This window comes from Arthrobacter sp. AL05 (assembly GCF_029960715.1).
GTDB lineage: Bacteria > Actinomycetota > Actinomycetes > Actinomycetales > Micrococcaceae > Arthrobacter.
The window spans coordinates 1-26,963 of record NZ_JASBRC010000008.1; the positions used below are offsets into that span (position 1 = coordinate 1).

The 26,963-nt window shown below is 64.7% G+C and carries 25 protein-coding genes and 1 tRNA gene; 17 read left to right on the top strand and 9 right to left on the bottom strand.

The features are described from left to right. Positions 1 to 51: 51 nt before the first annotated feature. The 3 genes from QK287_RS11170 to QK287_RS11180 all read right to left on the bottom strand — a co-directional run bounded on the left by QK287_RS11170 (position 52) and on the right by QK287_RS11180 (position 1,012). Positions 52 to 456, bottom strand: coding sequence for an NUDIX domain-containing protein (locus QK287_RS11170; RefSeq protein ID WP_226776397.1), 405 nt, complete (start codon positions 454 to 456; stop codon positions 52 to 54). Beyond that, positions 453 to 938 carry a DUF6314 family protein gene (locus QK287_RS11175; protein ID WP_282360084.1) on the bottom strand — a complete coding sequence of 162 codons (486 nt, stop codon included), beginning with the start codon at positions 936 to 938 and terminating at the stop codon, positions 453 to 455. The genes QK287_RS11170 and QK287_RS11175 overlap by 4 nt, the downstream gene beginning before the upstream one ends. 1 nt (position 939) lies before the next feature. After that, positions 940 to 1,012 (bottom strand) — tRNA-Arg (locus tag QK287_RS11180). A gap of 85 nt (positions 1,013 to 1,097) precedes the next feature. Here QK287_RS11180 and QK287_RS11185 point away from each other — a divergent pair. Further along, on the top strand, positions 1,098 to 1,871 hold the full coding sequence (locus tag QK287_RS11185; RefSeq protein ID WP_282360085.1) for a DUF998 domain-containing protein: 774 nt from the start codon (positions 1,098 to 1,100) through the stop codon (positions 1,869 to 1,871). A 135-nt stretch (positions 1,872 to 2,006) separates the two neighbouring features. On the opposite strand, the gene QK287_RS11190 is transcribed toward QK287_RS11185, so the two are convergent. Further along, a complete protein-coding gene (locus tag QK287_RS11190; RefSeq protein WP_282360086.1) occupies positions 2,007 to 3,593 on the bottom strand; it encodes a carbohydrate-binding protein in 1,587 nt (528 codons plus the stop codon). 201 nt (positions 3,594 to 3,794) lie between these two features. Between QK287_RS11190 and QK287_RS11195 the strand changes: the two genes are divergently transcribed. From QK287_RS11195 to QK287_RS11205, 3 genes are read left to right on the top strand one after another with little or no spacing between them, the layout of a single operon-like run. Then, positions 3,795 to 6,140, top strand: coding sequence for a glycosyltransferase family 2 protein (locus tag QK287_RS11195; RefSeq protein ID WP_282360087.1), 2,346 nt, complete (start codon positions 3,795 to 3,797; stop codon positions 6,138 to 6,140). Next, positions 6,137 to 6,586, top strand: coding sequence for a hypothetical protein (locus QK287_RS11200; RefSeq protein ID WP_282360088.1), 450 nt, complete (start codon positions 6,137 to 6,139; stop codon positions 6,584 to 6,586). Before QK287_RS11195 ends, QK287_RS11200 begins: the two co-directional genes overlap by 4 nt. After that, positions 6,576 to 8,099 (top strand): EAL domain-containing protein, encoded by a 1,524-nt coding sequence (locus tag QK287_RS11205; RefSeq protein ID WP_226776403.1) that lies wholly within the window; start codon positions 6,576 to 6,578, stop codon positions 8,097 to 8,099. Before QK287_RS11200 ends, QK287_RS11205 begins: the two co-directional genes overlap by 11 nt. Positions 8,100 to 8,200: 101 nt before the next feature. Here the strand turns inward: QK287_RS11205 and QK287_RS11210 are convergent, their stop codons facing one another. Further along, positions 8,201 to 8,512, bottom strand: coding sequence for a hypothetical protein (locus QK287_RS11210; protein WP_226776404.1), 312 nt, complete (start codon positions 8,510 to 8,512; stop codon positions 8,201 to 8,203). A gap of 209 nt (positions 8,513 to 8,721) precedes the next feature. On the opposite strand from QK287_RS11210, the gene QK287_RS11215 reads away from it, so the two are divergent. Continuing rightward, positions 8,722 to 9,744 (top strand): hypothetical protein, encoded by a 1,023-nt coding sequence (locus tag QK287_RS11215; RefSeq protein ID WP_282360089.1) that lies wholly within the window; start codon positions 8,722 to 8,724, stop codon positions 9,742 to 9,744. A 156-nt stretch (positions 9,745 to 9,900) separates the two neighbouring features. Here QK287_RS11215 and QK287_RS11220 read toward each other — a convergent pair whose 3' ends face one another. Beyond that, entirely contained in the window at positions 9,901 to 10,554 is a 654-nt protein-coding gene (locus tag QK287_RS11220; RefSeq protein ID WP_282360090.1) for a hypothetical protein, read from the bottom strand. A 115-nt stretch (positions 10,555 to 10,669) separates the two neighbouring features. On the opposite strand from QK287_RS11220, the gene QK287_RS11225 reads away from it, so the two are divergent. The 5 genes from QK287_RS11225 to sucD all read left to right on the top strand — a co-directional run bounded on the left by QK287_RS11225 (position 10,670) and on the right by sucD (position 17,367). Next, positions 10,670 to 11,527 carry an inositol monophosphatase family protein gene (locus QK287_RS11225; RefSeq protein ID WP_282360091.1) on the top strand — a complete coding sequence of 286 codons (858 nt, stop codon included), beginning with the start codon at positions 10,670 to 10,672 and terminating at the stop codon, positions 11,525 to 11,527. A 290-nt stretch (positions 11,528 to 11,817) separates the two neighbouring features. Then, positions 11,818 to 14,346, top strand: coding sequence for a DNA helicase PcrA (gene pcrA, locus QK287_RS11230; RefSeq protein WP_282360092.1), 2,529 nt, complete (start codon positions 11,818 to 11,820; stop codon positions 14,344 to 14,346). A gap of 5 nt (positions 14,347 to 14,351) precedes the next feature. Beyond that, positions 14,352 to 15,029 carry a hypothetical protein gene (locus QK287_RS11235; protein WP_282360093.1) on the top strand — a complete coding sequence of 226 codons (678 nt, stop codon included), beginning with the start codon at positions 14,352 to 14,354 and terminating at the stop codon, positions 15,027 to 15,029. Positions 15,030 to 15,282: 253 nt separating this feature from the next. Continuing rightward, the gene (gene sucC / locus QK287_RS11240) at positions 15,283 to 16,452 is read left to right on the top strand and encodes an ADP-forming succinate--CoA ligase subunit beta (RefSeq protein ID WP_282360094.1); all 1,170 of its coding nucleotides are present in this window, start codon (positions 15,283 to 15,285) and stop codon (positions 16,450 to 16,452) included. Positions 16,453 to 16,464: 12 nt separating this feature from the next. After that, positions 16,465 to 17,367 (top strand): succinate--CoA ligase subunit alpha, encoded by a 903-nt coding sequence (sucD, locus tag QK287_RS11245; RefSeq protein WP_226776411.1) that lies wholly within the window; start codon positions 16,465 to 16,467, stop codon positions 17,365 to 17,367. Positions 17,368 to 17,474: 107 nt separating this feature from the next. On the opposite strand, the gene QK287_RS11250 is transcribed toward sucD, so the two are convergent. Together QK287_RS11250 and QK287_RS11255 are read right to left on the bottom strand one after the other, a co-directional pair. Further along, entirely contained in the window at positions 17,475 to 17,957 is a 483-nt protein-coding gene (locus QK287_RS11250; protein ID WP_253031172.1) for an SRPBCC family protein, read from the bottom strand. Next, positions 17,954 to 18,295 (bottom strand): metalloregulator ArsR/SmtB family transcription factor, encoded by a 342-nt coding sequence (locus QK287_RS11255; RefSeq protein WP_253033473.1) that lies wholly within the window; start codon positions 18,293 to 18,295, stop codon positions 17,954 to 17,956. Before QK287_RS11255 ends, QK287_RS11250 begins: the two co-directional genes overlap by 4 nt. Positions 18,296 to 18,522: 227 nt before the next feature. On the opposite strand from QK287_RS11255, the gene QK287_RS11260 reads away from it, so the two are divergent. Beyond that, complete coding sequence (locus QK287_RS11260) at positions 18,523 to 19,917, top strand: sugar porter family MFS transporter (protein WP_282360095.1); 1,395 nt, start codon at positions 18,523 to 18,525, stop codon at positions 19,915 to 19,917. A 92-nt stretch (positions 19,918 to 20,009) separates the two neighbouring features. On the opposite strand, the gene QK287_RS11265 is transcribed toward QK287_RS11260, so the two are convergent. After that, on the bottom strand, positions 20,010 to 20,459 hold the full coding sequence (locus tag QK287_RS11265) for a MarR family transcriptional regulator (RefSeq protein WP_226776462.1): 450 nt from the start codon (positions 20,457 to 20,459) through the stop codon (positions 20,010 to 20,012). 172 nt (positions 20,460 to 20,631) lie between these two features. On the opposite strand from QK287_RS11265, the gene QK287_RS11270 reads away from it, so the two are divergent. The 6 genes from QK287_RS11270 to QK287_RS11295 all read left to right on the top strand — a co-directional run bounded on the left by QK287_RS11270 (position 20,632) and on the right by QK287_RS11295 (position 26,961). Continuing rightward, positions 20,632 to 21,864: an MFS transporter gene (locus QK287_RS11270; protein WP_282360096.1), complete on the top strand. Its 1,233-nt coding sequence runs from the start codon at positions 20,632 to 20,634 to the stop codon at positions 21,862 to 21,864. Positions 21,865 to 22,024: 160 nt separating this feature from the next. Further along, positions 22,025 to 22,510, top strand: a complete 486-nt coding sequence (locus QK287_RS11275; protein WP_226776415.1) for a polyketide cyclase / dehydrase and lipid transport — start codon at positions 22,025 to 22,027, stop codon at positions 22,508 to 22,510. 118 nt (positions 22,511 to 22,628) lie between these two features. After that, a complete protein-coding gene (locus QK287_RS11280) occupies positions 22,629 to 23,336 on the top strand; it encodes a FadR/GntR family transcriptional regulator (RefSeq protein WP_282360097.1) in 708 nt (235 codons plus the stop codon). A 191-nt stretch (positions 23,337 to 23,527) separates the two neighbouring features. Continuing rightward, positions 23,528 to 24,913, top strand: coding sequence for an MFS transporter (locus QK287_RS11285; protein ID WP_226776463.1), 1,386 nt, complete (start codon positions 23,528 to 23,530; stop codon positions 24,911 to 24,913). A gap of 26 nt (positions 24,914 to 24,939) precedes the next feature. Continuing rightward, positions 24,940 to 25,713 (top strand): SDR family NAD(P)-dependent oxidoreductase, encoded by a 774-nt coding sequence (locus QK287_RS11290; RefSeq protein WP_226776417.1) that lies wholly within the window; start codon positions 24,940 to 24,942, stop codon positions 25,711 to 25,713. A 114-nt stretch (positions 25,714 to 25,827) separates the two neighbouring features. Then, a complete protein-coding gene (locus QK287_RS11295) occupies positions 25,828 to 26,961 on the top strand; it encodes a Rossmann fold nucleotide-binding protein (protein WP_226776418.1) in 1,134 nt (377 codons plus the stop codon). Positions 26,962 to 26,963 lie beyond the last annotated feature (2 nt).

The following is a 26,963-nucleotide window of genomic DNA, read 5'->3' on the forward strand; positions in this document are numbered from 1 at the left end:
CAAGGGTCAGCCACCAGCAAGCCGCGTCACTAACCTCCGTGGTTAATACATCTAGTCCGGCTGGACCAGGAGGGCGGGCAGCACGTGGTCGGTGAGCAGCGGGGCGAGATCGCCCGGTAGCTCTGCCCCGAGGTCCAGCCAGCGGATCTCGGCGATTTCCGCGGATGGCTGGGCGCTCCAGGTCCCCGGAGCCGTATAGACCGTGGCCCGGATCTGCGTCGCGGCCTCGTTCGCGGCGTCCGCGAACCAGATTCCCAGCAAGACCAGTTCCTCGGCGGCCAGGACGATCCCCACCTCTTCGGCCAGTTCCCGGGCCGCGGTCTGGGCTGGCGTCTCCCCGGGTTCGGGTTTGCCGCCGGGATGCATGAACTTGTCCGTGCCCCGTTTGCGGACGGTGAGCAGGCGTCCTGCCTCGTCGAAGACACAGACTGCGGAGACAACAATGAGCGGATTCATGAGGCGGAGCCCGGAATGCGGCGCAGAACCGAGACGAGCCGTTGGTCCTTGGCTGGCCCGGTGACATCCCATTGGTAAGAGAAATCGTCCGGGCCGCCTTTGCTGTAGCTCACGCGGTACCGGTCCGGGTCGCACCAGTGCTGGTCCCGGCTGGTCTGGGGGCCGAAGCCCATCCGGTGGAACGGACGGCCGTCCGGGAAAAACATGTCCATCGTGTCCGGGGTGCCCGTGCGCCGCAGCAGGTACTCCCGGCTGGCCTTACCGCTGAAGGGCCCGTGGCCGGCGGAGGCCCATACGGCGGTCCCCTCGTCGCGGAACCGGAGGCCGCCGCCGTCTCCGCTGCCCTTGAAGCTGACGACGCCGGTGAATGTACCGCGGGTGCCGTTGGACCTGTCCAGCAGGGATCGCTCTACGGTCCAGCTGCCCAGGAGATAGGCCCGGAGATCAAAGCAGGGCGCCTGGCGCAGGGATGGGGGGTTCAAGTGCCCTCGATTGGAATCGAACCAACGACACCGGCTTTAGGAGAGCCGTGCTCTATCCACTGAGCTACGAGGGCGGGCATCCGTGCCGGCCGGCCGGGGCCGGCCCGTTCGGACACGGATATAAGCATACAAGGTGCGGCGCCGTACTACGCTCTTGGCATGACCGCAGCCGCTAATTCGCCGTCCATGGACATTGTCACAATTCCGAACCTGCCGTCCACCCGGTTCTACGCGGGCGCACTGGCACTGCTTAGCGTGCTGCAGTACTTTGTGGCAGAGGCCGCCGTCATCGGTGCCTGGACGGGCCCGCAGCCGTACAGCCGCCGGACCGGATACATCAGCGATCTGGGGGCCCTGGACTGCGGGGTCTTCAACGGCAGGGACGTCTGCTCGACGGCCCACGGGCTGATGAACGCCTCCTTTGTGGTCCAGGGCGTTGGCATGATGGTCGGCGCGCTGCTGCTCACCGGGGCACTGCTGTGCACGGCTGCGCGGCCCGGGGCGCCGATGGGCCCGCGTGCCGGCCTCTGGAGCCCATGGGCGGCCGCAACGGCTGTTCGCGTTTTGATGCTGGCCGGGGGAGCCGGGACCGTAATTGTTGGCCTTGTGCCCGAGGACGCCGGCTCCGCGTGGCATGTGGCGGGCGCTGTGGCGTATTTCGCCGCCGGCGGCCTGGCGTTGCTGGTGCTGGGCTGGCTGTGGCGCGGGCAAACCCCGTTGGCTTGGATCATTCTTGCCTGCGGGCTGGCATCACTGGGAGCGCTCATCGCCGGTGGTGTGACCGGGATGGAGGTGCCGGAGCCCGGGACCCTGGAGCGGCTGATGGGCTATCCGATCACCGTGGGGATGGCCACCGCAGGCCTCGTGGTCGCCCAGCGGATGGGGGAGCAGCGTTCCGCAGCTAAACCGAAGAGGTCAGCGTTGGCTCGTTAAACTCTCCGGTCCCGGGTCCCGGGTCTCCGGTCTCCGGGACCCCGGGGCTCAGGCCCCGGCCCGTGCGGCCGGGGTCCGGCGAGAGCCTCGGCCCGATGACCGGTACCCGGCGCCCTTGTGGGCGCCCGGGGCCGGTCAGGGGGAAACGGACGCTGTCGGGGAGGGCGTCGCGGCAGCGATGAGCTTCAACAGCTCCTCATCGCTGAGTTTGGTCCACGGTGATTCCGGCCCACCCTGGAGGGCGGCCTCGGGGCTGTTCATCTGGGTCCACCACTTTGCTTCGAAGACCCGGCCCTCGAAGAACACCCGGTCACCCTTCCGGTAGATCTTGGCGGGTTCCCACTGCGGGGCCGTCCCGGCCGGGGCGGTGAGCTGCGGGGTCGGCCGATCGCCAGGCAGGACCGGGCCTATGATGCGCCACGGTGTTGCGGCACCCCGGAGTACCGGATCGTCCGGGGTCTCCGCGCGGGTCCACCACTTGGCCTCGTAAACATTGGCGTGCCAGACGATCCGCTCGCCGGTGGAGTAGGCGGCGGTTTCGTTCCAGATCGGATACGGGCTGGTGGACGGATTATCGGTGGCGGCTGGGGCCCGGGTGGATTGCGCGGAGGTTGCCGGAACAGCGGAGGGACTGGCCGTACCTGTCACCCCGGAGCCAAGAATCGTGGCGTAACTGGCGGAGCCCTGGTCCACGCCGCTGCAGCCATCGGAGACCTGCTTGACGTCGGGGTAGTTGGGGCTGCAGGTCCGGTCGCGGTTCAGGGACCACATTGACAGCCGGCCGACGCCCTTGGTGCTCGCGTAGGCACTGAGTTCCTCGGCGTCCTTGAGCGTGAAGATTTCGCCGGCGACGTCGTTCTGGCCAATCATCGGGGTGAGCCCGATCTTGCGCCACACTGTTTCGCTGCCAAGCTCCATTCCGGCGTCGCGGTACAGGCCGGCGAGCTGACGGTGGGTGGCCTCGGCGGCCGAGACGGCATTGTCAAACATTGAACGGTCCGTGAGCCTGCTTCCGCCATAGTCCATGGTCATGATGTTGACGCCGGCCAGGTCGCCGCCGCCGGCAATCGTCCGGCGTACTGCGTCGCTGCCGGCCGCCGTCAAACCGTTCGGGTCTGCGGGCAAGGTCAGCCACACGTCAAGGTCCTTGCCGCTGCTGCGGCGGTCCTTCTGGAGCGCTGCTATGGCCGAGGCGCGCCTGTCCAGGGACGCGGTGTCGCTGAGCGCCCCGCCTTCAATGTCCAGATCGATCCTGCTGACGTTGTAGCGGTCCACAACACTCCGGTACGCGTCTTCGAGTTTGGCCACGTCGGTGCACCCGGCGGCCAGCTCGTTGTTGATCTGGCCGCCGAAGGAGACAGCGACGCTTCCGCCCAGTTGCTGCAGCCGCGCCACCCTGCGGTCCAGGTCCAGGGCAGAGCCTGCCTCATCGAGGGAGTACGCGGCGCCCCAGCTCGGGGTGCAGGCGTCACCGGGGTCCGCCACAATAAAGGACAGCAGGACTTTCTCGGCTTCCTTGGATACCGGAGCCTCAAAGGCGTAGCGGGGAGTCGCGGTGACGTCCACGTATCCGGAGAAAATGGACGGAATCGCCTGGGCCGCCGTCACGTCCTTGAAGTTGCCCCACGCGGTCACTCCTCCGGCGGTGAGTGCCACCACGGCTCCGGTGAGAACGCCGAGCCGAACGATCGATAATTTCCGGCCTGGAAATCTTGCGGACACAGGGTCCCCCAATTCTTTGTTTTGAGCTGCCGGGCACACGCCGGCCATCGGGATCAATTCGTGATATTCCGGGGTGTCTGATGTCTGGTGACAGTCTGTCCTTGCATTATCATAAGGGCACTCACTGGAACATTCCGGTGCACCGGGAGCTATTCGACGTAAGCGAACGCCGAATCGCCGATTTTCAGTCTATGGGGACCAATGTCTGATCAACTAGTGTTGCCGCGCCTTGACGTGGAAAACGTCGTCGGCGAGCAAAAAGGTGCCGTGCGTCGCCGCCAATGGGGTGCCGAAAAGCGTTCCGAGCCGCTTTCGATTGTTCACCCGCGGCCATCGCGCCGGAAGATAATCCTCGGGCGTTTGGGCATTCTCACCACAGTGCTTGCCTGGGTCACCTACGTCATTTCAACCATCCTGCGGGAACTGGCCGACAACCCGAATGCCGGGTTCAGGTTTCAAATTGAGACCGTCTCGTATCTGGTGGTCGTAACATTCCTGACATTTTCGGCGCTAATGTACCTGATGGCCCGTCAGGGTGCCCTCTATCGATTCCGGGACCACACAAGAGTGCCGCGCGGAGAACTGGACCGCCATTTTTCGGACTACTCCGACGGCATTACGGTTCTGGTACCCTCGTACGCCGAGGAACCCCAGGTGGTGCGCGCAACGCTGTGGTCCGCCGCGTTACAGGAATTCCCGGCCCTCAAGGTTGTCCTTCTGGTCGACGATCCGCCCAACCCCCAGGACCCGGCAGACCTGGCCAAGCTCGACAAGACCCGTGCCCTCAGCGCAGAAATTTCCGCAGCCATGAGCGTCCCGGCGGGACGGTTCAACGCCGCCCTGGCGGACGTCCGACGCCGGGCCGCGGCGGATCGTGCCGACGACGCCGCTGAGCTGGCTTTGCTCATAGCTGAGTACGAGGCTGCCGCTGACTGGCTGGAAACAATGGCAGCGAACGAGCAGGTCGAGGATCACGTTGATGAGTTCTTCGTCGACCTTGTCCTGATGGGGCTGGCCCGTGAGTTGCGGCTCGTGCTGTTGGGCCTGAACGCGGCCATGGCGCAGCAGACGGCGCCGACCTGGTCGCGTCGTGAAGAGCTGTACCTGCGCCTGACGTGGATCTTCAACGTTTCCACCGAAACGTTCGAACGCAAGAAGTACGCGAGCCTCTCACACGAGGCGAACAAGGCCATGAACCTGAACGCCTATATCTCGCTAATGGGGCAGGCCTGGCGGGAGGAAGACACCGCCGACGGTGTAGTCCTGCGCAAGATCCAGGACGGCGCCGAACCTGACGGAACTGACCGGATCCTGGATTTCCCGAACACAACGTATCTCCTGACGCTCGACGCCGACTCGCTGCTGCTGCGTGACTACTGCCTGCGCCTGGTGTACTTCCTCGAATCAGCCGGTAACGAGCGTGTCGCCGTGACCCAGACCCCGTACTCTTCCTTTCGCGGCGCACCGACCCGGATCGAACGCGTCGCAGGGGCCACCACAGACCTGCAACACATCCTCCACCAGGGAATGACTTACTACGGCGCCACCTTCTGGGTGGGCGCCAACGCGGTAATCCGCAAGCGTGCCCTGGAGGACATTGTTGAGGTGGAAACCAACGGTGCCTTCGAAGTCAGAACCTATATCCAGGACCGCACGGTCATCGAAGACACCGAGTCCAGCATCGACCTGGGCCAGCACGGCTGGACCCTGGTGAACTACCCGGAGCGCCTCAGCTACAGCGCCACGCCACCTGACTTTGGTTCCTTGGTGGTCCAGCGCCGCCGCTGGGCCAACGGCGGACTCCTGATCCTTCCCAAGCTCTGGGCCCAGCTCCTCCAGAGCCGCTCGGACCGCCGCAAAATCCTGTTCCGGGAAGTGCTCCTGCGCGTGAATTACATGGCGTCGATCGCCTGGGCGAGCTTCGGGTTGCTTTTCCTGCTGGCCTATCCTTACGACAGCCGGCTGCTGAGCCCCATCGTCTTCCTTGCGGCCCTGCCCTACTTCCTGGCTATGGGCAGCGATCTGCGGGACTGCGGGCACCGCTTCAGTGACATCCTTCGGATCTACGGCTTCAACCTGGTGCTGCTTCCGGTCAACCTCGCCGGTGTGCTCAAATCGCTGCAGCAGGCAGTTACCGGGGACAAGATTCCGTTCGCCCGTACGCCCAAGGTCAAGGACCGCACGGCAGCTCCGGCCATCTATGTACTGACGCCCTACGCGATCGTCGCCTTCTCCCTGCTGACCGTCTGGCGTGATGCCCAACTGGGAAACTGGGGCAACGTGGCTTTCGCCTCGCTGAACGCCGTCTTGGCCGCCGGCGCAATCCGGGCCTACATCGGAGTGTTCAACTCCGTGGTGGACGTATTCCTCGGTATGGTCAACTGGCTTTATGTCAGTCCGCGGCCGAAGAAAACGGGGGAGAGTCTTGTGGTTGAGAAGTCAGCCGAGGAAGTCGACTGGGAGTCCATTCTCTACCATGGCGACCGCCGGCTGAACAGGGACCTTCGCGGGTCCACGGACCGCCGGCGTCGAATTGCTGTCCGTTGAGCCTGGACGCCCTGGCCGGGCCTGAGGAGCGGGTTCCCCCTGAGCCCGCTGTCCTCGAGCTTCCGGAGTTGGCCGCGCCCGCGGGTGCCCCGATCGGCGTCCGCGTCATCGACGGCGGCATCCTCGAAATCGTGCTTCCCGCGAACGCGGAAATCGGCGGAGCCGAGGCGCGCGTCGCCGGATCCGCGGCCCGGCGGCTGGCCAACGGCCAGCGCATGCCGGTGATGCTGGTCATCACGGGTGTGGTGGGAGTCAGTGTTGAGGCCCGGCACATCTACGCGAGCTCCATTGCTCCGTCCGCGTTCGCCGTCGTGGGGGTAAGCCCCGTGGACCGGGTCATTGCGCACTATCTCCTCCGATCCCCGGGCGAGACGATTCGGGCGGAGTTCTTTACGTCCGAAGCCGAAGCCGTCCAGTGGTTAGGGCAGTTCACCAGTGAAGCCTGATCGGCCGGACCCCCGGCTGCATACCCTCGTGGAGGGCATTGTGCGGATCGCCGGAGGGGACCTGAGTACCAGGATTCCGCACTCCGGCGCCAGGGATGACGTCGCCGCGGTCATCGCCGGAATTAACCTGATGGCTGATGACCTGCAGACCATCTACCAGGAACTCGAGGAACGCGTCGAAAGCCGGACGGCGATGCTTCGGGACGCCCAAGGCGAGCTGGAGCGGATGGCCCTGACCGATCCGCTGACCCAACTCGCGAACCGGACGGCGCTTAACTCGGTCCTGAGCCATGCGCTCGCTGAGACGACCCGTGGAGAACAACCGCCGGCGCTTCTGATTCTTGACCTTGATTCCTTCAAGGGCATTAACGACACGCTCGGTCACAGTGCCGGAGACGACGTTCTGCGGCTGATTGCACGCCGGTTGCAGAAAGCCGTTCGGGAAACGGACACTGTGGCGCGACTCGGCGGCGACGAGTTCGCGATTATGCTGCCCAAATCAACACTCGTTCGGGCCCGGCGGGTAGCCAACCGGATTCTCAAGGCGCTCAGTGAGAGCCTTGAAGTCGGGGATTTGCGGGTCACCTGCGGCACCAGCATCGGACTGCGGGTCGCCGAACCTGGCCAGTCAGTGGACGAGCTGGTCATGGAGGCGGACACCGCGATGTACGCGGCCAAGGCCCAGCCGCACAGCAGTATCAAGGTGTTTGAACCGGCGTTGCTCTACGCCCGGCGGCTGCAAAGCGTCATGATCACAGAAATGCGCGAGGCCATCCTCAAGGATCAGCTCACTCTCCACTACCAGCCCGTGGTGGAGCTCGCTACCGGAAGGATCGAAGGCGTCGAAGCGCTGGTGCGGTGGAACCATCCGGAGCGAGGGCTCCTGATGCCGGACCAGTTCATTCCGCTGGCCGAAGAGACGGGCATGATTGTCGATCTGGGCCGTTGGGTACTTCGGCACGCCGTGCAGCAGTTGCGGGACTGGCAACAGAATCTGAACTTGGACAGCAGTTTCAACGTCAGGGTCAATATCTCCACCACGGAGCTCCAGAATCTGGAGCTTATTGAACATGTCCGCGACATTCTCCGCGAGACGGGTGTGGATGCCGCGAACCTCATCGTGGAACTGACCGAGTCCATGGCGGTCAACGGCGGGGACGTGGACAAATACTCACTGAGCGGGCTGCGCCGGCTCGGCGTGCAGCTTGAGATCGACGATTTCGGTACCGGCTACTCTTCCATTAGCTATCTGCGGAAGCTGCCCGTCAACGTCGTCAAGATCGATAAGAGCCTGATCGACGGGCTGGGGGAGGACGAGGAGCAGGGGAGCTTTGTAGGTGCCGTGTTGCACCTCATCCATGCCTGCGGCCTCAAGGCTGTTGCCGAGGGAATCGAGACGGCGAAGCAAGCGGAGATCCTCACCGCGCTGGGTTGTGCCAGCGGTCAGGGCTACTTCTTTAGCCGCCCGGTGCCTGCGGCGCAACTCGAGCCGCTGATTGAGCTGCCCGAGTAGCTGCCGGTTGGCCGGTGCCGGGAGGCGTTAAGCCAGGAACGGTGGTACCGGAGACGATCCCGGTACCACCGCGCGATGTTGCATTGACCCGGACTGGGGTCCTAGACGCCTGACGTGCCGTTCGGCCACCAGCCGACCTGCGGGCTTGTGGTGTTCGGCCACCAGCCGACCTGCGGGCTTGTGGTGTTCGATTTCGCGGCGGCGGAGGGGGTGTTGCCGTTCGGCCACCAGCCGACCTGCGGGCTTGTGGTGTTCGGCCACCAACCCACCTGCGGGCTTGTGGTGTTCGATTTCGCGGCGACAGTGGAGTCTTGGGCGGAATTGCTGCCGGCTGCCGAAACCACGGTGCCGGCGGACAGCCCTGCTGCGATCACTGCGCCGGCGACAAGGAATGTTGCGAGCTGCTTCTTCATGGAAACTCCTGAGGTTCAAGGGGCTGATGGGACTCATGGTGCGTAATTTGATTGTAGGGGTTACGACACGCCAGCAGCGAACAATAAGAGAGCCGGCAATGAATCTTGTGCTAACGGCGCGCACTTGAGCGAAACCTTTGTCAATCCTTAGTTTCCTATACTTGCGCGTTTTGGTCACACGCACGCCCTCGCCGACGGATAATTGATTTATGCAACACAACCCTGTCTCCGCGGCATACGTCGCCGCCGAGCTTGAGGCGCGCGAGCGCTGGGACAATCACGTTTTCGGCGAAGCTGCATCCAGCGCCCACACCGCGGCTACGATTGCGCGCCGGGACGGGGACCCGGAATCGTGGTGGAACATGACGTTTCTCCAGGCGGAGAGCCTGCTTGCGGCGGGCCAGTTCGAAGATTGCACGACTGTGGCGCATTCGCTGATTCTCCAGCCGGAGCTGATCAGCCCGCAGGCCAAGGCGCAGGTTCATATTCTTAAAGCCAAGGCGGGTCAAGGCTCGGGCCTCTTGGAGAGCGCGGTGGTGGAGGCCAGATTGGCCGCCGACCTGATGCAGGATGAAGCCGACCTCGAAATGCGCGTCAAGGCCCTGCAAGCGCTCATTGGCGCGTTGGCTGACAGCGGGATGCTTGATGAAGCCTGGGCTGAATGCCTGAATTTGGCGGACGCAATTTCCGTCGAGGTAGACGATCAACTGGTTGGCAAGGCGTATTGGGTGATCGGCAACGTGGCCTTCCTCTGCAACAAAATCCAGGACGGACTTGATTTCCACGAACGAGCGGCTGCCACGTTCTCGCCGGCCAGGAATCTGGATGTCTGGGCGAAATTCAACAAGGCGTCGGCAGCGATGCGGCTTGCCGCCGACATCGCGGATGCGGACACCCTACGCTGCATTGAGCGTGCCGAGTTGGCCACCGACATTATTGGGGGCTCCGCCGAGGACCATATGCTACTCCGCCTCAACCGCGGCCATTGGAGTTACCTTGCCGGGGAGCCGGCGGCAGCCATCGGCGTCCTCGAGGGCGTTTGCGCGGAAGCGAACAGTACCCTCCCGCAGATCGTGGGCGAGGCCAGGCTGCTTCTGGGCCGGGCACATGCTGCGCTCGCGCAGCCCGGTAGGGCCAACGAGAACCTGCTGATGGCAGCCCATCAATTCGAAGCTGCGGGCGCCTCCCAGCGGGCCCAACTCGCTCGCGGATTCCTCTCAGCCGAGGAGTGAACCCGCCCTCGGGCCATCCAGCTGCCCGGGTGGACATGCCCTCCCGGTTCCAGCGCGAATGGACATAGTGCGATTGTGCCCAGCGATCCGGTGCAAGGCTGGACATGTCCCGCGGCCGAGTCGGCTAAGGCTGGACATGTCCCGCGGCTGAGTCGGCTAAGGCTGGACATGTCCCGTGGCCGGCGCGGGTGCGGAAACGCGTTTACGGACCAGGAACACGGCAGCTACTCCAGCCGCCAGGCTCAGTACCAACAGCACCCAGCCGGCGACGGTGAGGCTCGAGGCCAGTGCCACCTGGCCGGCGTCGAGCGTGTCTGCGGACATCATGGAGTCTATGGCCGAGTTGCCCCACAGCCGGACGGCGGCGAAAAGCACTGGCAGTGCCCACATTGCCCAGCGCAGCCCTCTCCGGGTCACGTTTGTACCAATGAGCAGCAGCCAGGTGAAGCCGAAGATCAGCGGAAAGAGTGTGCCGGCCGTCTTATGGACGTAGTTCAGCTGTCCGCGGGCGTCCTCGTCCATTGCGGCGCGCAATTGCTCCACGAACCCCTGGTCGAAGCCCCCAACCAGGGAGTCTGGCATGGCGAGGCCATTGCTGAGCTGGGTGAGCTGGTTCAGTGTCAGGAGATGGAGGTACCAGAAGAGGAAAAGGCTCGCTACAACACCGGCAATGAGGATCAGAGTGCTGTTGCTCTGCGCCTTCTGCGGAGTCCGGCTGGTGCTTGGGTTGATCACCGACGGCAGCTGGTGCTGGGGGACGACTGCGTTGGTGCCGTGTTTCTTTATTCGCTGTGCGGGTGTCTTGGCCATGGCTCCATTATCGCCCCGGAATGACTGCGCAAGCGGGCGCCGGGCAAAGTACGGTCCGCCGGCTCGGCTGGCACGCCGCCTGTTCAGTGCCAGTGGCCACCGATAGGCTGGGCGCGTGACCGAACTAGGAAAACACCGGCTCGGCCGGCACAGTACAGCTGAACTCAATCCCGAACTTGATGACTACCAGCTCGCCGAGGCTCTTGCGCGGGAGGCTGGAAACCTCGCGCTGCTGATGCGCCAGGCCGGGCTGGAAGGCCGGCAAAAGACCTCGGTTTCCGACGTCGTCACGGCCGCGGACCACGCGGCCGAAGCCTACGTGCTCGAACAGCTCCAGCGCTGCCGTCCCGACGACGGCATCCTCGGCGAAGAGGGCTCGGCCGTGGCGGGTACCAGCGGCAGGACATGGGTGATCGACCCGGTCGACGGAACCTACAACTTCCTGAACGGCTCCACCTACTGGTGTTCTGCAATCGCGCTTAAGGATTCCTCCGGGGTGCTGCTCGGCGGGATTTTCCAGCCGGAGGCGGACAAGCTGTGGCTCGGAGGACGAGAGCGGCCGGCAACGCTTAACGGTGAACCGCTGACTACCTTTTGGCCCGGTGGGGTCCCCGGCGCCAGCCGCTCCGACACCCCGCTCTCCGAGCTTGGCGCTGCTACCTACATTCACCCCACCTGGCTGGCCGACCCGCTGTGCGCCATGCCGTGGCACGCCGCCGCGACCTCAGCTGCCGCACTGCGGATGTTTGGCTCCGGTTCCTGCGACCTCAGCCGGGTAGCCGACGGCGAACTGGGCTGCTGGTTCCAGCACAGCTGTCCGGAGTGGGATTGGCTACCCGGCCAGGCAATTGTCCTTGCGGCCGGTGGCGCTGCCGACGTCGTCCGGGTCAACGGATTGGACTGGTTCATCGCCGGCGGTTCAACGGCCGTGCGCCAACTCCGATCCGCCCTCGAATCCGGCGCCGTGTCATAGCCTCGGTCTGGTAGCTGCCGGGCCGGGAGGACATGCTCATTGTTCGGCGCGTGGTGTGGACATGGGGGCACTATGTCCAATGCTGGCGGGCAGGGGAGGGCATGTCCGCCAGGGCGGTTTTCCTACGACTGTTGGACATGCTCATTGTTGGGCGCGTGGTGTGGACATGCTCATTGTTGGGCGCGTGGTGTGGACATGGTGGCGTTATGTCCAGTGCTGGCGGGCAGGGGAGGGCATGTCCGCCAGGGCGGACGCCGGTGTCAGCGGCACCGCCTAGACTTGTTAACACCATGGATATGTTGTTTGACCCTTACGCCGACGGACCCTTCGCTACTGCCTCGACGACGGCGGCGGGCACCAAAGTGCCTGCCGGGACGGGCCTGGCCGGGCGGGATCCCGCGGAAAGTGCCAAGCTCAACGGTGAACATCACGTCAACTTCGACGGAGACGGAAACGGAGACCACCGGCAGCTTCCCGGCCCGGCAGAGCTCCTTGAAGGACTTAACCCGCAGCAGGAAGAGGCCGTAAAACACGCCGGCAGCGCCCTGTTGATCGTCGCCGGCGCCGGCTCGGGTAAAACCCGAGTGCTCAGCAACCGCATCGCCTACCTGATCGCCACCCGCCGCGCCCATCACGGCGAGATCCTGGCCATCACGTTCACCAACAAAGCTGCCGCCGAAATGCGGGAGCGGGTTGAAGCCCTGGTTGGCGGCCGGGCCAAAACGATGTGGGTTTCCACCTTCCACTCCTCCTGCGTCCGGATCCTGCGCCGCGAAGCCAAAAACGTCGGATTGAACTCCAACTTCTCCATTTACGATTCCGCCGACTCGCTGCGGCTGGTCACACTTGTGGCCAAGAACCTGGACCTGGATCCCAAGCGTTTTGCCCCCAAAGCCATCCAGCACAAGATCTCGGCGCTCAAAAACGAACTCATCGACGCGGACAGTTACTCCTCCGGCGCCAATCACAATGACCCCTTCGAGCAGGCCGTCGCCGAAGTCTTTAAGGGCTACACCCAGCGGCTGCGCCAGGCCAACGCCATGGATTTCGATGACCTGATCGCAGAGACGGTCTATATGTTCCGCGCCTTCCCTGCGCTCGCCGAGTCCTACCGGCGCCGCTTCCGGCACGTCCTCGTAGACGAATACCAGGACACCAACCACGCCCAGTACGCCCTGGTGCGCGAAATCGTCGGCGAAGGCCCCGGCGCTGCCGAACTGACCGTCGTCGGCGACTCGGACCAGTCCATCTACGCCTTCCGCGGCGCCGACATCCGCAACATCGTGGAGTTCGAGAAGGACTACCCCGACGCCCGCACCATCAAGCTGGAGCAGAACTACCGCTCCACCCAGACCATCCTCAGCGCCGCCAACTCGGTCATCTCACGGAACCCCAATCGGCCGGAGAAGCGGCTCTGGACGGCAGAGGGCGACGGCGAGAAGATCGTCGGCTATGTCGGCGAGAACGAACACGACGAAGCCCAGTTCATCGCCAAGGAAATCGACCGGCTGCAGGATGAAGGCGATCTGCGCCCCGGCGACGTCGCGATCTTCTACCGCACCAACGCCCAGTCCCGCTCGATCGAAGACGTCCTGGTCCGCGTCGGACTTCCCTACAAGGTGGTCGGCGGCACCCGGTTCTACGAGCGCAAGGAAATCAAGGACGCTCTGGCCTACCTGCGGGTGCTGGTCAACCCGGATGACGACGTCAACCTGCGCCGGATCCTCAACGAGCCAAAACGCGGCATCGGCGACCGGGCCGAGGGTGCCGTGGCATCCCTCGCCCAGCGCGACCGAATCTCCTTTATGGCGGCCGCCCGCCGCGCCGACGAGGCCCCCGGCATGGCCACCCGCTCCGTCAACGCCGTGCAGGGCTTCGTAAAGCTCCTCGATGACCTCGCCGAGGTAGCGTCCGGCTCCGGTGCTGCCGCGGCACTTGAAGCCGTCCTGGAACAGACCGGCTACCTCGCCGGCCTGCGCTCCAGCAGCGACCCTCAGGACGAGTCGCGGGTGGAAAACCTCGCCGAACTCGTCGCCGTCGTGCGTGAATACGAACGCGACAACCCTGAGGGTTCGCTTGGTGCCTTCCTGGAAGGGGTCTCCCTCGTCGCTGACGCCGACCAGATTCCGGACGCGCCGGAGGGCAGCGCCGATCAGATGGCCGCCGCCGTCGCGGAAGCCAAACGGCTCGGAGTTGTCACCCTGATGACCCTGCACACCGCCAAGGGCCTGGAGTTCCCGGTGGTGTTCCTGACCGGCATGGAACACGGGCTGTTCCCGCACCAGCGCTCTGCCACCGACCCCAAGGAACTGGCCGAAGAACGCCGGCTGGCCTACGTTGGCCTGACCCGGGCGCGCAAACGCCTGTACCTGACCCGGTCCGAGGTCCGCAGCATGTGGGGCCAGAGCCAGTACAACCCCGCCAGCCAGTTCATCGAAGAAATCCCGGCCGACTTGGTGGAGTGGAAGCGTGAAGGCTCTACCCGCCAATCCGGCGGCTGGGGCAGCGGCGCAACCGTCGGCTCAAGCCGCTACGGTGGCTCATTCTGGGGTGCCGGCACCGCACGCGGGGCCGACGCAAGTACCTCAGCGGGTTTCAACGCGGACGTTCCGGCGGCCATTGTCAAAAACCGGGTGCAGCCGCAGAAGGAAATCGTCGCTGTGGGTGTGGGCGACAAGGTCAACCACACGAGCTTCGGCAACGGCACCGTGCTGGCCGTCGAAGGCTCGGGGGACAAGACCGTCGCGAAGGTGAAGTTCAGCATCGGTGAAAAACGGCTCCTGCTCCGTTACGCCCCGCTGACCAAGAGCGACGCCTAGGCATTATGGAGTTCATACGACGGACACTGTTGGGGATCACGGCCGGCCTTACCCTCGTGGCAGCCACGGCGTGTACCGTCACGCAGAAGGACCCGGACTACGTCCCGCCCGCGCCGCTGGCAGTTCTGGAGCAGCTCAAACAGGCCCCGCTCGCCGATGCGTCGAAGTACGCCGTCGGCCAGGACCTCCTCAGCTTCGTCTCGGCAGACCGAAACGTGGTCTGCTCCCTGACCTCGGCCAGAGGCGAGCACGTGAACCTGCCGTATGAGCAGAACGGCTACGCGGACAGCGCCAACAACAAGCTGGCCACCGTCCCGGTGGCGCACTGTGAGCTGGCTTCCTACCCCGCTCCGGAGGCCACGGACAGTTCGGATACCTGCGGCGGAACCGGGCTCGGCTTCCTCGGCGGCGTCGCGTTGCTCACCCCGGGGCGCGCGGTCTACGGCGAATGCCGATCCGGTGTCACCGAGCAGGAAGCGGAGTTCGGCCCCCGCGGAACCCACACCGGTCCCATCTCCGAGCTTCCCGTCCTCGACGAGGGCAAGAACCTGGAGCGCAACGGGCTGCGATGCTCGGCCTACAACGGCGGTGTCGCCTGCGGAAACGTCTCAGCCGGCGTCGCCTTTTTTGTGTCGCGCGACCATTACGAACTGATCCACAACGCCGGCAAACAAGGCTCGTAGGGGCCCTTTGAAGCCCCAAAAACCCCGTAATCTAGGGGTTTTTCTACGCTCCATAGAATAGTGTCCTTACTCACATAAGGGGTACTCTGGGGCGGGCTGCTTCCCAGGAAGGGCTACAGTTCGAGAGGAGCATTGCGCCGTGTGGCTCGTTTCCAAGCTAGTCGCAGGGTGCGTTTATTCCGCAGCCCGGTAACCGCGATAACGTGGGGTCCGGCTGTACAGAAACTACTTCGACGTAGAAGGACACTAAACCGTGGACCTGTTTGAATACCAGGCGCGCGATATGTTCGAGGCGCACGGTGTACCCGTGCTTGCTGGCATCGTGGCGCATACCCCTGAAGAAGCAAAGGCAGCTGCCGAGAAAATCGGCGGCGTAACTGTCGTAAAGGCGCAGGTCAAGGCCGGAGGCCGCGGCAAGGCCGGCGGCGTTAAGGTCGCTAAGACCGCTGACGAGGCGTTTGAACACTCCACCAACATCCTCGGCATGGACATCAAGGGCCACACCGTTCACCGCGTGATGATCGCCCAAGGCGCTGACATCGCCGAGGAATACTACTTCTCTGTCCTGCTGGACCGGGCCAACCGCAACTACCTGGCCATGTGCTCGGTAGAAGGCGGCATGGAAATCGAGCAGCTCGCCGTTGAGCGCCCCGACGCCCTGGCCAAGATCTCGATCGACCCGGCCGTCGGCATCGACCAGGCCAAGGCCGACGAAATCGTCGCCGCTGCAGGTTTTGCCGAGGAACTGCGCGGCAAAGTCGCCGGCGTCATCCTCAAGCTCTGGGATGTCTTCAAAAAGGAAGACGCCACCCTTGTGGAGGTCAACCCGCTGGTGCTGACCGGAGCCGGCGACATCGTTGCCCTGGACGGCAAGGTCTCCCTCGACGAGAACGCCGGCTTCCGTCACCCCAAGCACGCGGCCCTTGAAGACAAGGACGCGGCTGATCCGCTCGAAGCCAAAGCCAAGGCGCAGGACCTCAACTACGTCAAGCTCGACGGCTCCGTGGGCATCATCGGCAACGGCGCAGGACTGGTTATGTCCACGCTCGACGTCGTTGCCTACGCCGGCGAGAACCACGGCAACGTCAAGCCGGCCAACTTCCTGGACATCGGCGGTGGAGCGTCCGCCGAGGTGATGGCAGCAGGCCTCGACGTTATCCTGGGGGACCCGCAGGTCAAGTCCGTTTTCGTCAACGTCTTCGGCGGCATCACCGCCTGTGACGCCGTCGCCAAGGGCATCGTCGGTGCCCTGGCCGAGCTGGGCCACTCCGCGAACAAGCCGCTGGTTGTCCGCCTCGACGGCAACAACGTCGAGGAAGGCCGCCGCATCCTGGCCGAGGCCGACCACCCGCTGGTTACCCTGGCAGCCACCATGGACGAGGGCGCCGATAAGGCCGCCGAGCTCGCCAACGCAGCGAAGTAAAGGGACTCGACTATGTCTATTTATCTGAATAAGGACTCCAAGGTCATCGTCCAGGGCATCACCGGCGGCGAAGGCACCAAGCACACCGCCCTGATGCTCAAGGCCGGCACCAATGTGGTCGGCGGTGTTAATGCCCGCAAGGCCGGCACCACTGTCGTCCACGGCGACACCGAGATCACCGTTTTTGGCACGGTCAAGGAAGCCATGGCCGAGACCGGCGCCGACGTTTCCATCGTCTTCGTGCCCCCGGCGTTCACCAAGGACGCCGTTGTTGAAGCCATCGAGGCCGGGATCGGCCTGGTCGTTGTTATCACCGAAGGCGTGCCGGTCCAGGACTCCGCCGAGTTCTGGGCACTGGCCCAGTCCAAGGTGGACGCCAACGGCAAGCAGGTCACCCGCATCATCGGACCGAACTGCCCCGGCATCATCACCCCGGGCGAGGCCCTCGTCGGCATCACCCCGGCCAACATCACTGGCAAGGGCCCCATCGGCCTCGTCTCCAAGTCAGGCACCCTGACCTACCAGATGATGTACGAACTGCGTGACCTGGGCTTCTCCACCGCCATCGGCATCGGCGGAGACCCGGTCATCGGCACCACCCACATCGATGCACTCGAAGCCTTCGAAGCCGACCCGGAGACCAAGGCGATCGTGATGATCGGCGAAATCGGCGGCGACGCCGAAGAGCGTGCCGCAGATTACATCAAGGCACACGTCACGAAGCCGGTTGTTGGCTACGTGGCCGGCTTCACCGCCCCGGAAGGCAAGACCATGGGCCACGCCGGCGCCATCGTCTCGGGCTCCGCGGGCACTGCCCAGGCCAAGCAGGAAGCCCTCGAGGCTGCAGGGGTCAAGGTCGGCAAGACGCCGTCCGAGACCGCCAAGCTCCTGCGTGAAGTCCTCGCGACCCTCTAGGGGCCAAGCAACACCAAGCAACACCACAACGCGGGGTCACCGACGGCCCGTCCCACTTGCTGGGATGGGCGCGGCGGTGGCCCCGCGTTGGTTGTTTAAGTTGTGCCTTATCCGGGGTCTCCGGCCAGAACCTCTTCGAGGCGTTCATAGCCTTCGGACATACCACCCTCCATCCCGGACTTCGCCATGCCGTCGCGCGCCTCGAGGCTGGGATAGACCGCGTGGCCGCTGAGCCGGGTGCGGCCACCGCCAAGGTCTTCAAAGCTGAGGAATTCAATGCTCACCACGTCCGGGTAGCCGTCGAATTCGAAGGTCTGGATGGCGAATTCGTTCTCCCGGACGGTGTGGAAGACGCCGCTGAAGCCGTACGCACTGCCGTCCGGCGCCGTGTGGGTGTAGCGGTAACTGCCGCCGGTCCTGAAGTCATAGTGGTCAATGCTCATGCTTACCCGCCGCGGCCCGAGCCACCGGGCGACGAGTTCGGGGTCCTGGTGCGCCCGGAAGACCTCGGAGACGGGAAAGTCGAAGTCGCGCCCAAAGTCGATGAAGGGCAGCCCGTCGGGGACTGTCAGAGTCAAAGCGTTCCTCATGATGCGTCCTTTGCCTGTGTGCCGCTCAGTGCGGCGCGGGTTTTAAGCACGGCGTCAAGACCGCGAAACTGCCTCTCGCGGACCAGCCGGTACTGGTCGATCCATGCGGTGAGCACCTCCAGCCGTGCGGGGTTCAGATGCACGGGCCGGCGCTGGGCGTCACGGCTGCGCGTGACCAGCTGCGCCTGTTCGAGCACCTGGATGTGTTTGGAGACCGCTTGCTTGGTGATCGCAAAGGGTTCCGCCAATTCGTTCACGGTGGCCGGGCCGCGGCTGAGCCGGGCGATGATGCTGCGGCGGACGGGGTCGGCCAGCGCCAGGAAGGCTACGTCAAGCATGCCGTCGTCGTCGTTGTCCACGTGATGCACCACCTTCCGTCGATAATTTGTGTTTTGACCGGGCTCCGGCCCGGAGTCACTGGTAATCAACTATTTCGTTGATCAATCCATAGGTTGCTAACGCTACGCCTGGCGGACGGCTGCCGCAAGGGCCCGCCGCCGAGATTGAACAGCAGTGCCATCGCGTAAAATGGTTGGAATTTGGGCGTCTGCGGGAAGATGCGCGAATGACGGCAACCACACGGCCACACCAGGTCAAACACCGGCGGGCACTCCGTACCGCCACCGTCATTTCCACCCTTGGCGGATTGCTCTTCGGCTATGACACGGGCGTCATCAACGGTGCCCTGCCTTATATGCAGGAGGACCTGGGCCTCACTCCGCTCACCGAGGGGCTGGTGACTTCCTCGCTGCTCGTTGGGGCCGCTTTCGGCGCCCTCTTTGGCGGGCGCCTGGCGGACCGCAACGGACGTCGCAAGATGATCATGGCGCTGGCCGTCATCTTCCTGATCGGCACCCTGGCCTGTACCTTCGCCCCGAACACCGAGGTGATGGTCCTGGCCCGGTTTGTTCTCGGGCTTGCCGTCGGCGGCGCCTCCGTCGCCGTGCCGGTGTACCTCGCCGAAGTCTCACCGAGCAACCAGCGCGGGCGGGTCGTCACCCGGAATGAATTGATGATTGTCACCGGGCAGCTGCTGGCTTTCATCTTCAACGCCTACCTCGGCGTCAGCTTCGGCGAATCCGGCGGGATCTGGCGCTGGATGCTCGTGATCGCTACGCTGCCGGCGATCGGTCTTTGGATCGGCATGAGCTTTATGCCCGAAAGCCCCCGCTGGCTGGCCTCGATGGGCAGCTTTGGCGAAACGCTCAGTGTGCTGCAGCGGGTCCGCTCCCAGTCCGAGGCCAGGGCAGAGTTCGAGGAAGTCAAAGCCATGGCCGTGGAGGACTACAAGTCCACGGTGGTTTCCTGGAAGGATCTCGGTGTCCCGTGGCTTCGGCGCATCTTTGTGGTGGGCCTCGGGCTCGCTGTCATCCAGCAGATTACTGGCGTGAATTCGATTATGTATTACGGCACCCAGATCCTCGCCCAATCCGGCTTTGGCCGGGAGGCCGCTTTGACGGCGAACATTGCCAACGGAGTGATCTCCGTTGTGGCAACCTTCGTGGGGATCTGGCTGCTGGGCAAGGTGGGGCGGCGCAGGATGCTCATCACGGGCCAGCTCGGCACAACGGCGGCGCTGCTGCTGATCGGTTTCTGTTCGCTGGTCCTGCCCGAAGGCACCACCCGCGGCTTCGTGGTCCTCGCCCTGACCGTGACGTTCCTGGCCTTCCAGCAGGGCTCGATCTCGCCGGTCACCTGGCTGATGCTTTCCGAGATCTTCCCCCTGAAGATCCGGGGCCTGGGCATGGGCGCCTCGGTCTTTGTCCTGTGGAGCGTGAACTTCCTGGTGAGTTTTGGCTTCCCGCAACTCCTTGCCGCGATCGGGCTCGGGAACACCTTCTTCGTTTTTGCCGTGCTGGGCGTCGGCGCTATCGCCTTCGCCGCGAAGTACATTCCAGAGACCAAGGACAAGAGCCTGGAAGACCTTGAGCATCACTTCAAGCGGCTGGCCGCCAGGTAGCCAGCCGACGATTCGTGGCCGGCACCTTCGCCTGACCCCGCCCGGCACTGCCGCGGGGTGTGAGCTTGGCCGCCTCCGGGGCCCGCGGGGCCCTAGGTGGCTGCATGCAGCGTTGGCAGCGCCTGAACCAGGGGGGCCAGCTCCGGCACTTGTTGGGCGTCGGCCAGGGCCCGCTCCAACGTCTCGTCATGGCTTGGCCGGGCTTCCTCGAGCAGCGTGATGCCACTTGGGGTGAGCTCGGTGTAGATTCCCCGGCGGTCATCCGCGCACAGGATCCGAGTCAGCAGGCCCCGATCCTCCAGCCGGTTGACCAGACGTGTGGTGGCGCTGGCGCTCAACGCGCTGGCGCGGGCCAGTTGCTGCATTCTCATGTGCCAGCCGTCCTGCCGGCTGAGAGCTTCCAGCACGGTGTACTCGATAACGGAGAGGCCCGCCACCGACTGGAGGGACCGTTCCAGCTCCGCCTCAATCAGTCCGTGCAGGGCCGCCAGGGTCCGCCAGCCTTGTGCCCGGACCTCGACGGCGCCGTCCTTGATGCCCATCATTCTTCCCCTTTACATCTGCTGGCCTGGCCCCGAAAAGTCTCGGAGCACGGGCGGCATACCATTTAGTTGCTTGCGCGCTATAAATGCTTGTGCAACAATAAATAGCGCGTCTGCAACTAATAGCTTACGCCCCGCATATTCTTTCCGTACAGTTTTGAAGGAGCACGCCATGCCAATTGGCCTGATTGCACTCGCCCTCGGCGGGTTCGGGATCGGACTCACCGAGTTCGTCATCATGGGACTGCTGCCGCAAGTGGCGGCGGACTTCCAGGTCAGCGAGGCCACCGCGGGCTGGCTGATCTCAGGCTACGCCCTCGCCGTCGTCGTTGGGGCGCTGGTCCTCACGGCCGCCGTGACGCGGTTCGAGCGCAAGCCGGTCCTGGCCGTTTTGATGGTGTTGTTCATCGCCGGCAATCTCGTCTCGGCGCTTGCACCCGACTACTGGACCATGATGATCGGCCGGATCATCGCCGCGCTGTCACACGGCGCGTTCTTCGGCATCGGCGCCGTGGTCGCCGCGAGCATGGTCGCGCCCAACAGGAAGGCCGGAGCCATCGCCATCATGTTCACCGGCCTGACCGCAGCCAACGTCCTCGGCGTGCCGTTCGGCACCATGCTGGGACAGGCCACCGGCTGGCGCTCCACCTTCTGGGCGATCACGGTCATCGGCATCATTTCCCTCGTAGGCATTCTGACGCTCGTCCCCGCGGCAGGGTCCGGGGACGCCGCCCCCGGCGGACTCCGCGGCGAACTCCGGGCCTTCCGCTCCGGCCAGGTCTGGCTCTCCATCTTCGTCACCATCCTCGGCTACGGCGGAATGTTCGGCGCCTTCACCTACATCGCCTTTACGCTCACCGAGGTCACCGGCTTCACCGCCACCACCGTCCCGTGGCTGCTTATCCTCTTCGGCGTCGGGCTCTTCATTGGCAACACCCTCGGCGGGAAGGCGGCCGACAAGAACGTGGACCGCACCCTGCTGGTGGCTCTCTCGGCACTGGTGCTGGTCCTTGTGGCCTTCGCCCTCACCTCCGCCAGCCAGCCGATGACCATCGTCTCCATGGTCCTGCTCGGCGGCTTCGGCTTCGCCACCGTTCCCGGGCTGCAGATGCGCGTGATGAAGTACGCGAGGACGGCTCCCACCCTGGCGTCCGGCGCCAACATCGGCGCCTTCAATGTTGGCAACGCACTCGGGGCCTGGCTCGGTGGCGTGACCATCACCGCCGGACTGGGCTACACGTCACCCATCTGGGCCGGCGCCGGAATCACACTGCTGGGCCTCGGTGTGATGGCATGTGCCGCGGCCGGGGCTAAGCGGAACAGCCGCGCGGGCCGGTCCGACGGCGGTCCGGCAGCCGGCGTCGGACGCCCGGGCGCCGCGGGCGTCGAGCTGCAGCGGGCCTAACGTGCCCGTCGGACGCGGAAGTTTAGGGGTCTCCGGCCGTCCCTGCGCCAACGCCTCGGGGCGCAGCGGGTCCGCCAGCGCCGCTGCGGTCCCGTCCGCAGCGATGCTGGTTGGGCCTGGTTCATTCTTCAAGCGGACCTGCCGGGACTAGGATTGCCGGATGACCAACAGATATCTCGTGTCCCGCAGCCGGTTCATCGCTGCCACTCCTGAAGCCATCTTCGAAGTGCTGGCCACACCCGCGCTGCACAGCGTGATCGACGGCTCAGGCACCGTCAAGGGGGCCCAGCCCCGCGGCCCCGAGCGGCTCGCGCTTGGTGCGAAGTTCGGGATGGAGATGAACATCAAACTGGACTACAAGATCCTGAACACGGTGTGCGAATTCGAGGAGGGCCGGCAGATCGCGTGGCGGCACTTTGGGGGCCACATCTGGCGTTACCTGCTGGAGCCCGCGACGGATGCCGCCGGGCGTCCGGGAACCCGCGTTACCGAACAATGGGACGCACGGGAGGTGCGCGCCAGGATTCTCCTGCGGCTGGCCGGCTACCTGCGCCGGCACCCGGCTAATATCGAGCAGACCCTCGCCAAGCTGGACGACTACCTGTCCTCCGGGCAGCGCCAAGCCGGCAATGCCGGGGTTTCCTGAGGCCAAGGCGGCGCAGCTAGCTGCCGCGCCGTCGGACGCCGGGACCCGCGGCGCCCGGCGGCGTCTGTAAGGTTGATGGCACGGGGAGCAAACGGCAAGACTAAAGGTGGGAACCGCGATGGGCCGCAGGACACTCGTTGACGACCTCGTCGACGGCCTGCTCGCCGACATCCTTGACGGCAAACTTCAGCCCCACGAAGCCATTCCGCCCGAAGCCGACATCGCCAAGTCCTACGACGTCAGCCGCCTCACGGTGCGCGAAGCGCTGAAGGCCCTGCGCGCGCAGAACATCCTCTACGTAAAAGCCGGCCGCGGAACCTTCGTCAATCCGTCCGACAACTGGACCGGGCTGGACGCAATCTTCAAGGCCGCCTCGCACGGCAACGGGGCGGAGCAGGTGGGTGCGGGCCTGATCGAGATGCGCCGCATGGTGGAAACCGGGGCCGCCGCGCTGGCGGCGGCACGCCACACTCCCGAGCATGCCAAACAGATGCGCGACTGCATCGCGGATATGAAACGCTTTCACGATTCCGGCGACCTGGACGCCTTTGTGGCGGCGGACATCGGCTTCCATGATGTTGTGCTGAAGGCCTCGGGCAATCCTTTTGTCTTGGCGCTGTTCGCCCAGCTGGGCCAGCTCCTCTACCTGAAGCGGCGCGAAACGTCAGCCGTCGAGGAGATTCAGCTGCATGCCATTGAGCACCACCAAAAGGTCATGGCGGGCATCCTTAGCGGCGACGCCGAACTGGCCCGCCGCAGCATGGACGAACACATGGACCAGACCTACCGGGACTACGAGCGCTACGTGAAAAGCGCGGTTTCCTGACCGAACGGCGGCTGCCAGGCGGGGGCTTGACGTAAGCTGTGTCACTCTTCTATGCTCTTCCTCATGCTCTCCAATCAGATGTCTGACATCTGATCTTGCTCTTTCCGGGTCATTGCACCAGGACTGGGCCCCACCATCCCCACGGAATCCCACCACCGCAGGTGCGGGACCCGCTAGACAGAAGGTCGATGATGACTTCACTCTCCCTCAAGTCCGCCGGATTCGGCGAGCTTGGCGAGCGCACGCTCCGCAAGGTCCGCCGCCGCGTTATGCCGCTGATCGTCCTGCTCTACTTCGTTGCCTACCTTGACCGCAACAACGTCGGCTTCGCGAAACTCACCATGAGCGAGGACATCGGCCTGAACGCAGCCGCGTACGGGCTGGGCGCCGGCATTTTCTTCCTCGGCTACGCGCTGCTTGAGATCCCGAGCAACGCAGGCATGTACCGGTTTGGCGCACGCAAGTGGCTGGCCCGCATCCTTATCACCTGGGGCATTTTCGCCACGGCCATGTGCCTGGTGAACGGTGAGACCACTTACTACGTCATTCGGTTCCTGCTGGGGGCGGCCGAGGCTGGCTTCTTCCCGGCAATCCTCTTCTACCTGACCCTTTGGTTCCCGGCCGCACAGCGGGTGACGGTGCTCGGCATCTTCATTCTGGCCCAGCCGGTTTCCAATGCCCTGGGCGCTCCCGTCTCCGGGCTGCTCCTGCAGATGGACGGCGTTATGGGCCTCCAGGGATGGCAGTGGCTTTACATCATCGAAGGCATCCCGGCAATTATGCTGGGGCTGCTCACCCCCATCCTTATGACGGACCGTCCGCGGGATGCCAAATGGCTCAACACCGACGAGCGTGAATGGCTTGCGAGCACGATGGAAGCCGAACTGGCCGTCAAATCCGGCTCCGGCAACCACAACTTCCTGGCCGGCCTCAAGGACAAGCGCACCCTGATCTACTCGGGGCTCTACTTCGGGCTGGTCTGCGGAATCTATGGACTGGGCCTGTGGATGCCCACCATCGTCGCTGCCCTCGGCAAGTTCTCCACGCCCCAGATCGGCTTCATCGTCTGCATCCCGTACACCGTGGCCGCCGTCTTCGTCTACTTCTGGAGCAAGCGTGCGGACCGGACCGGCAAGCGCGCCTGGCACACAGCCGTCAGTATGGTGCTGGCCGGCATGGGCCTGCTGGCCGCAGGATACCTCCTGCCCGTCAACCCGATCCTGGCCATGATCGGACTGACTGCCTCGGCTATGGGCATTTACGGCGCCATCGCGCCCTTCTTGTCCATGCCCTCTGCTGCCCTGACGGGGGCGGCTGCTGCCGCCGGTTTGGCCATGATCAACTCACTGGGCAACCTGGGCGGGTTCGTTGCCCCATACGCCGTCGGACTCCTAAACGACGCCACGGGCAGCAACCAAAGCGGATTGCTGTTCCTGTCCCTCTGCCTGTGCATCACCGCCGTGGCAACCTACCTCTATGCCCGCAAGCGCCCCGAAGGCGATGCAGCACTGGATCCCGCAGTTGGCGCTGCCGGCGAAGTGACCACTGAGTCCGCGGCCGCCGCCAAGATCTCCTGATCCCGAAATCCCGAAGGAAACACACCATGAGCGCAACCACTTTCCCCTCCGAACGCACAGTTGTCCTGACCGGCGCTGCGTCGGTCCGCGGTATAGGCCGCGCCGCCGCGGACCGGATGGCGAGCGAAGGATGGTCCATCGCCATCCTGGACATCAATGCCGAAGACGCCAAGGCCGCCGCTGCGGAAATTGGCTCCAACCGTGCAGTCAAGGCCATGGGCGTCGGGGCGGATGTGTCAGATGCGGCGTCCGTGGACCGGGCCATCACCGAGATCGAAGATTCCCTTCCGCCGATTGTGGCTCTGGCCAATCTCGCGGGCATCAGCTCCCCGACGCCCTTTATGGAAACGAGCGTCGAGGAGTGGGACAAGGTATTTGCGATCAACATGCGGGGTACCTTCATCGTCTCGCAGCGGGTGCTTAAGGGAATGATCGAGCGCAAGCTCGGGCGGATTGTAAGTATCTCCTCCATCTCTGCCCAGCGAGGCGGCGGCACCTATTCCAAGGTCGCCTACAGTGCGTCCAAGGCCGGCATCATCGGGTTCACCAGGGCCCTGGCCCGCGAAGTGGGCGAATTCGGCGTTACAGTGAACGCGATTGCACCCGGCCCGATCGATACGGACATCATGGGCGGCGCGCTGAGCGATGAGCGCAAGGCCCAGATGTCCGAGGGCATCATGGTGGGCCGGGTGGGCACCCGGGAGGACGTAGCGGCCCTGATTGCCTTCCTGCTGGGGCAGGACTCGGGCTTCATCACGGCCGCCACCTATGACATCAACGGCGGCCTCCAGGTTTCTTGACCGGACCAGTACCCAACACGAAGGTGCCTCCGCCGGTTTCGGCGGGGGCACCTTCGTGTTGGCGCTCCCGCAAGCTGCCGTGGCGGAGCAGACGTCGCAGTCTAGGCTGGCACCATGAACGCAGCCCGCAGCCTGCACCCCAGCCCGCGCACACTGGAGGTCGAAAGCCTGGACACTTTCGACGCCCTGGTCGCTGCCGGGGCACGGTCCATCCAAGGCTGGCATGCCCAGTCACTGGACCTGCGGGGCCGGCGGGCTCAGCTCCAGGCCATGCACGCACAAGGCGGAATTTTCCTCGGATGTACCTTCGACGAGGGCATGGAGGATTGGCTTCGCAGCCGCGGTGCCTTGATTTTCCCGAAACTCGACGCGGTTCCGTTTAACCCTTACCGGGGGCAGCTGTACACCCCGCAGGAGCTCTACGCCGGGATCTCCGACTCCCGCTATGAGGACACCCCGGATGCACTCGTCTACCAATGGAGCATCCGGCCGGGACAGCGTCACCGGCTGGACTCAACCCTGGCCGCGGCGCTGCACGACCACTCGATCGGCGATGCCCTCGATGAGCTGACCCGCTCCGATCTCTGTGCAGGCCGGACCGTGGTGGGCGTGATGGGCGGACACACGGCCAGCCGTGCGTCCCCCGACTTTGAAACGGCCGCGCGGCTGGGGAGGCTGCTGGCCACGGAGGGCCGGATGGTCGCCACCGGCGGCGGGCCCGGTGCCATGGAGGCCGTCAACTTCGGTGCATACCTGAGCGGGGCTCCGGAACGGGACTTCCGGCAGGCCCTGGGGGATCTTGCCGCCGTGCCGGGATTCCGGCCTTCCGTCTCGGCGTGGGCACGCTCCGCTGCCGCCGTCGTCGAACGCCATCCGGCGGGTACACCGTCGCTGGGAATCCCCACCTGGTTCTACGGACACGAGCCGCCCAACTTCTTCGCCACGCATATCGCCAAGTACTTCGCGAACTCCATCCGCGAGGCCATCCTGTTGGAGCTCTGCAACGCCGGCATCGTTTTCCTGCCAGGCTCCGGCGGCACCATACAGGAGATCTTCCAGGATGCCTGCGAGAACTACTACGGCACTTCCGGAACCATCACGCCGATGGTACTGGTAGGGCGCGAGCACTGGGTGCGGCGCTACCCGGCGTGGCCCCTGCTGCAAAGCCTCGCCGCCGGCCGCCGGATGGAGCGCCGGATCTTCCTGGTCGATACCGTAGAGGAGGCGCTCGCCGTCCTGGACGGCTAGCG

What these genes read in the sequence shown, in the direction of transcription:
- QK287_RS11170 (WP_226776397.1), bottom strand. Translation starts at nt 456, where the DNA reads ATGAATCCGCTCATTGTTGTCTCCGCAGTCTGTGTCTTCGACGAGGCA.
- QK287_RS11185 (WP_282360085.1), top strand. Translation starts at nt 1,098, where the DNA reads ATGACCGCAGCCGCTAATTCGCCGTCCATGGACATTGTCACAATTCCG.
- QK287_RS11195 (WP_282360087.1), top strand. Translation starts at nt 3,795, where the DNA reads ATGTCTGATCAACTAGTGTTGCCGCGCCTTGACGTGGAAAACGTCGTC.
- QK287_RS11210 (WP_226776404.1), bottom strand. Translation starts at nt 8,512, where the DNA reads ATGAAGAAGCAGCTCGCAACATTCCTTGTCGCCGGCGCAGTGATCGCA.
- QK287_RS11215 (WP_282360089.1), top strand. Translation starts at nt 8,722, where the DNA reads ATGCAACACAACCCTGTCTCCGCGGCATACGTCGCCGCCGAGCTTGAG.
- QK287_RS11220 (WP_282360090.1), bottom strand. Translation starts at nt 10,554, where the DNA reads ATGGCCAAGACACCCGCACAGCGAATAAAGAAACACGGCACCAACGCA.
- pcrA (WP_282360092.1), top strand. Translation starts at nt 11,818, where the DNA reads ATGGATATGTTGTTTGACCCTTACGCCGACGGACCCTTCGCTACTGCC.
- QK287_RS11235 (WP_282360093.1), top strand. Translation starts at nt 14,352, where the DNA reads ATGGAGTTCATACGACGGACACTGTTGGGGATCACGGCCGGCCTTACC.
- sucD (WP_226776411.1), top strand. Translation starts at nt 16,465, where the DNA reads ATGTCTATTTATCTGAATAAGGACTCCAAGGTCATCGTCCAGGGCATC.
- QK287_RS11250 (WP_253031172.1), bottom strand. Translation starts at nt 17,957, where the DNA reads ATGAGGAACGCTTTGACTCTGACAGTCCCCGACGGGCTGCCCTTCATC.
- QK287_RS11255 (WP_253033473.1), bottom strand. Translation starts at nt 18,295, where the DNA reads ATGCTTGACGTAGCCTTCCTGGCGCTGGCCGACCCCGTCCGCCGCAGC.
- QK287_RS11260 (WP_282360095.1), top strand. Translation starts at nt 18,523, where the DNA reads ATGACGGCAACCACACGGCCACACCAGGTCAAACACCGGCGGGCACTC.
- QK287_RS11265 (WP_226776462.1), bottom strand. Translation starts at nt 20,459, where the DNA reads ATGGGCATCAAGGACGGCGCCGTCGAGGTCCGGGCACAAGGCTGGCGG.
- QK287_RS11270 (WP_282360096.1), top strand. Translation starts at nt 20,632, where the DNA reads ATGCCAATTGGCCTGATTGCACTCGCCCTCGGCGGGTTCGGGATCGGA.
- QK287_RS11275 (WP_226776415.1), top strand. Translation starts at nt 22,025, where the DNA reads ATGACCAACAGATATCTCGTGTCCCGCAGCCGGTTCATCGCTGCCACT.
- QK287_RS11280 (WP_282360097.1), top strand. Translation starts at nt 22,629, where the DNA reads ATGGGCCGCAGGACACTCGTTGACGACCTCGTCGACGGCCTGCTCGCC.
- QK287_RS11285 (WP_226776463.1), top strand. Translation starts at nt 23,528, where the DNA reads ATGACTTCACTCTCCCTCAAGTCCGCCGGATTCGGCGAGCTTGGCGAG.
- QK287_RS11290 (WP_226776417.1), top strand. Translation starts at nt 24,940, where the DNA reads ATGAGCGCAACCACTTTCCCCTCCGAACGCACAGTTGTCCTGACCGGC.
- QK287_RS11295 (WP_226776418.1), top strand. Translation starts at nt 25,828, where the DNA reads ATGAACGCAGCCCGCAGCCTGCACCCCAGCCCGCGCACACTGGAGGTC.